Annotated in this window: 3 protein-coding genes; 1 reads left to right on the top strand and 2 read right to left on the bottom strand. The window is 62.1% G+C overall.

What is annotated here, in order from left to right:
* The first annotated feature begins 388 nt into the window (after positions 1 to 388).
* Complete coding sequence (locus EN893_RS22695; RefSeq protein WP_127269729.1) at positions 389 to 2,029, top strand: ABC transporter substrate-binding protein; 1,641 nt, start codon at positions 389 to 391, stop codon at positions 2,027 to 2,029.
* A gap of 425 nt (positions 2,030 to 2,454) precedes the next feature.
* Here the strand turns inward: EN893_RS22695 and EN893_RS38205 are convergent, their stop codons facing one another.
* Positions 2,455 to 2,967 carry a hypothetical protein gene (locus tag EN893_RS38205; RefSeq protein WP_164748708.1) on the bottom strand — a complete coding sequence of 171 codons (513 nt, stop codon included), beginning with the start codon at positions 2,965 to 2,967 and terminating at the stop codon, positions 2,455 to 2,457.
* A 361-nt stretch (positions 2,968 to 3,328) separates the two neighbouring features.
* A partial coding sequence (locus EN893_RS22680; RefSeq protein WP_164901027.1) for a hypothetical protein occupies positions 3,329 to 3,915 on the bottom strand: 587 nt, incomplete at its 5' end.

Here is a 3,915-nt window from a genome sequence, read left to right as displayed (position 1 = left end):
GAGGGGGTCGTCGCGCGTAGAGCGCTAGCATCATCTTTTTTAAAGTAGGAGGTCGCGTCCCGTCGTGCCGACCCCCTCTGGCCTGCCGGCCATCTCCCCCTCAAGGAGGGAGATTGGCGCCGCGCCGTTGGCGCATCTCCTCGCAGCGCGGCTGCAAAGCATAAGCGCACTGCCGACTCCCCCTGCGGAACCCCGCACAATCACTGCGGAAAACCGAACACTCCCTAGCGTCACCCCGCTCTATCATTCCCGCTCAGGCAACGGCGCCCCGGCGGTCGCGTCCGCCCCCGCGTCTGTCGATCGGCCGGGGCGATTTTTCTGTGCATGCCGTTGTCCCAAAACCGCTGGGCACTTTTGGGCGGCATGCATCAACAACAGGGGAACGACGATGAAATTCATGCTGACCGACCGCAAACTCCACCCGCAAGCCAAATCCGTCGCCGATGATTTCAGGACCGGCGGCATCAACCGCCGCGAATATCTGGTGCTGATGGCCGGCCTCGGTGTCAGTGCCGCCGGCGCGTTTGCGCTGGGCGGGCTCGCCCCCACCCCTGCCCGCGCGGCAGAACCGAAGAAGGGCGGCGTCCTGCGCGTCGCCATGAACGTCAAGGGCTTCAAGGACCCGCGCACCTTCGACGGCGTGGAGATGTCGAATGTCGCCCGCCACTGCAACGAATATCTGGTGCGCTGGAACACCGACTTCTCCTTCGAGCCCTGGCTGCTCGAAAGCTGGGAGGCGAGCGACGACGCCAGGACGCTGACCCTGCATGTGCGCAAGGGCATATCCTGGTCGAATGGCGATGCCTTCAACGCCGATGATGTCATTCACAACCTCACCCGCTGGTGCGATGCCTCGGTGCCGGGCAATTCGGTCGCCGCGCGCATGGGCGCGCTGGTCAATGCCGACACCAAGAAGGTCGTCGATGGCGGCATCGCCAAGGTCGACGACTTCACCATCAAGCTCAATCTGCCGAAGCCCGACATCTCGCTGATCGCCGGCATGGCCGACTATCCGGCGCTGATCATGCACCGCTCCTATGAGGGCGACGGCGATCCCCTGAAGGCGCTCGCCATCACCACCGGCCCCTGCGAGCTGGTCAGCTGGGATGCCGAGACGGGTGCGGAGGTGAAGCGCAGGGATAAGCCCTGGTGGAAGGGCGAATTCCATCTCGACGGCATCAAATGGGTCGACTACGGCTCCGACCCCAACGCCATGCTGTCGGCCTTCGAATCCGGCGAGATCGACACCGACCACGAAACCGCTTCCGACGCCGTCTCGCAGACCGAGACGATGGGGCTGATGAACTCCGAGATCGCCACCGGCTCCACCATCGTCGCCCGCTTCAATGTCGCCAACGCGCCCTATGACGACGTCAAAGTGCGCCGCGCCGCCCAACTCGCCGTCGACAATTCCGCCGTACTGGCGCTCGGCCTCGGCGGCCGCGGCAAGCCCGCCGACAACCACCATGTCGGCCCCATGCATCCCGAATATGCCGATATCGGCCCGGCCAAGCGTGACGTCGACCAGTCGAAGAAGCTGCTTGTCGAGGCCGGCAAGGCCGACCACGAATTCGAGCTCATCTCCGTCGATGTCGAATGGCAAAAGAGCACCGGCGACGCCATCGGCGCGCAGATGCGCGACGCCGGCCTGAAGATCAAGCGCACCGTGCTGCCCGCCGCCACTTTCTGGAACGACTGGAGCAAATACCCCTTCTCCTGCACCGAATGGCTCGGCCGCCCGCTCGGCGTCCAGGTGCTGGCGCTCGCCTACAAATCCGGCGCCGCCTGGAACGAGAGCGCCTACGCCAATCCCGAATTCGACACGCTGCTCGACAAGGCGCTGGCGACGCCGGACGCCAAGGCGCGCAAGGAGATCATGGCCAAGATCGAGCAGAATTTGCGCGATTCAGGCATCATCATCCAACCCTACTGGCGCTCGGTCTACCGGACGTACCGCAAAGGCGTCGAAGGCTGCGAACAGCACCAGGCGCTGGAACAGCATTTCGAGAAGGTGTGGATTGAGTCTTGAAGCGCCAACGTTCGCTTTACCTTCTCCCCTTGTGGGAGAAGGTGGATTGTCGCGAAGCGGCAAGACGGATGAGGGGTGTTCCAGCTTGGCGAGACGCCAACAGTAAACGAATCTGAACCAGAGCAGAACCTTCACCGCCTCACTCCGTCACGCACCCCTCATCCGTCTCGGCGCTGCGCACCGATCCACCTTCCCCCACAAGGGGGGGAAGGCAAGAAGCGTCGGCGCTCCTTCAAGTGCGGCGCTGGCCGGTGGATCGCTGCGATCATCTGCGGGTGGAAAATGGCCGGCGCGAATGCCGGTGAGGCAGTTGCCTGAGCCCGCGCCGGCCATTGGCGAACCTAGGTCCGCCGCCCGGAATTTCTACCGCCCCGCTGATGCCCGATCAACCAGGCCGGACGTTTGGTACGGAAGCGGACAAAAGCTCACCGCTCCGCCCTCAGCAGCGTCCAGATCCAGTCAACAAAGGTCAGCACCAGGAAAGGATAGCCGGCGGCGGGCAACGGCGCGGAGGTCGGCAGCAAGGGCGCGCGCCAGAGGATCATGCAAGCCGAGACGACAAACAGCACGGCGGCCACGAGCGCGGTGAGCCGCATCCACAGGGCAAATGTCCTGGGCATGCTGACCATGACCAGTGCTGCTGCCCACAGCGTGATGCCGCCGACATAGGAAGGCACGCTGGCCTCAAGCCCCGCCGCATTGCCCGCCATCAGCAGGGTCTCTCCGGCCAGGAAGGTCAGGAACCCGGCAGCGACGCAGTCATTGCCCAGCCGCTGGTATTTCATCGTCAGCAGCGCGGTGGCGACCACGAGCGCCGCGCCGTCGATCGTCCAGAGCGTTTCGCGCAGCGGAGCGCTGGCGACGAAGGTGCCGGCAAGGCCGAAGGCGCCGCCGATGGCGAGGCCGAGAGAGGCGATGGTGTCTGATGTGGTGCGCATGTGATGTGTCTCCCCAAGCTGGGTGTACGATACGCTTGGGCGCCGCACCATGAACAGCTCAAAGCCGACACGGCCGAGCGCCACCAACCTATCAGTACAAACACCTTCCTGCCCGGCGCGCTGATGGCCAGCCCCCTTCAGCTAAAGATCGCAGCACCGATGGACGGCCCCAGTGCCGGAAGAGTCTTCCGGCAGTACTGTTTTGAATCTCGGCGGGACAGACATGGCGGATGGAGTGAATCGGAAAGCGGGGACCGACCTCGATAAAATTCCAACCGCCGAGTTGTTCGAAACCGACTGGCAGCAGACGCTGGATCTCAAAAGAGATGCATGTGTGCGCGCCAGTAAATTCGCCTGCAGTTCAGACCAACTCCCGGGCGCGGTCCAGAATCTTGTCGATGTGATCGCTGTCAATCAACTCGAGCATCTCTTTCACGGAGCCTGTTTTAAGGGACTTGGTAAACTGCACTATCGAAATAGAAGGGCTCCCGGCATACGAGAGCAGGGCCATTTTAGTGAAGTTTTTCGAAAAAGCAGGATAAAGCGGTGCATCAAACTCCGCGTCCCACTCGCCATTCCGAATGGCTCGCTCTGTGAGAACAGCCATCAAGACGACTCCCAAGGCTCGTTGGACCTTGTGCTTCTTTCCCAAAGGGAAGCCAAAGGCAGGGAAACAAAATTCGATCATGAACCGCAGCGCATTAAAAAAAGCAGACGCATAGATCCTGCGATCATTGCCGAAATCTGCTGCATACAGAGTCGCGAAAATCTGCGCCGCGACGGCATCGGCAATCACATCGAGTTCGCCCAGCTTGTGAGGGCCAGCCGTCTGCTTCAACGTCTGGACATCGGCAAAATCCACCATCCTCTGTGCTACGTGTTGCATTTCGTGGAACAGGTAAATTGATACCGCAGTCTCGCAGAAATCTTCAATGTCAAGGTCACGAA

Source organism: Mesorhizobium sp. M7A.F.Ca.CA.004.04.2.1 (genome assembly GCF_004022825.1).
Classification (GTDB): domain Bacteria; phylum Pseudomonadota; class Alphaproteobacteria; order Rhizobiales; family Rhizobiaceae; genus Mesorhizobium.
This window is presented reverse-complemented; position numbering and strand designations above follow the sequence as displayed.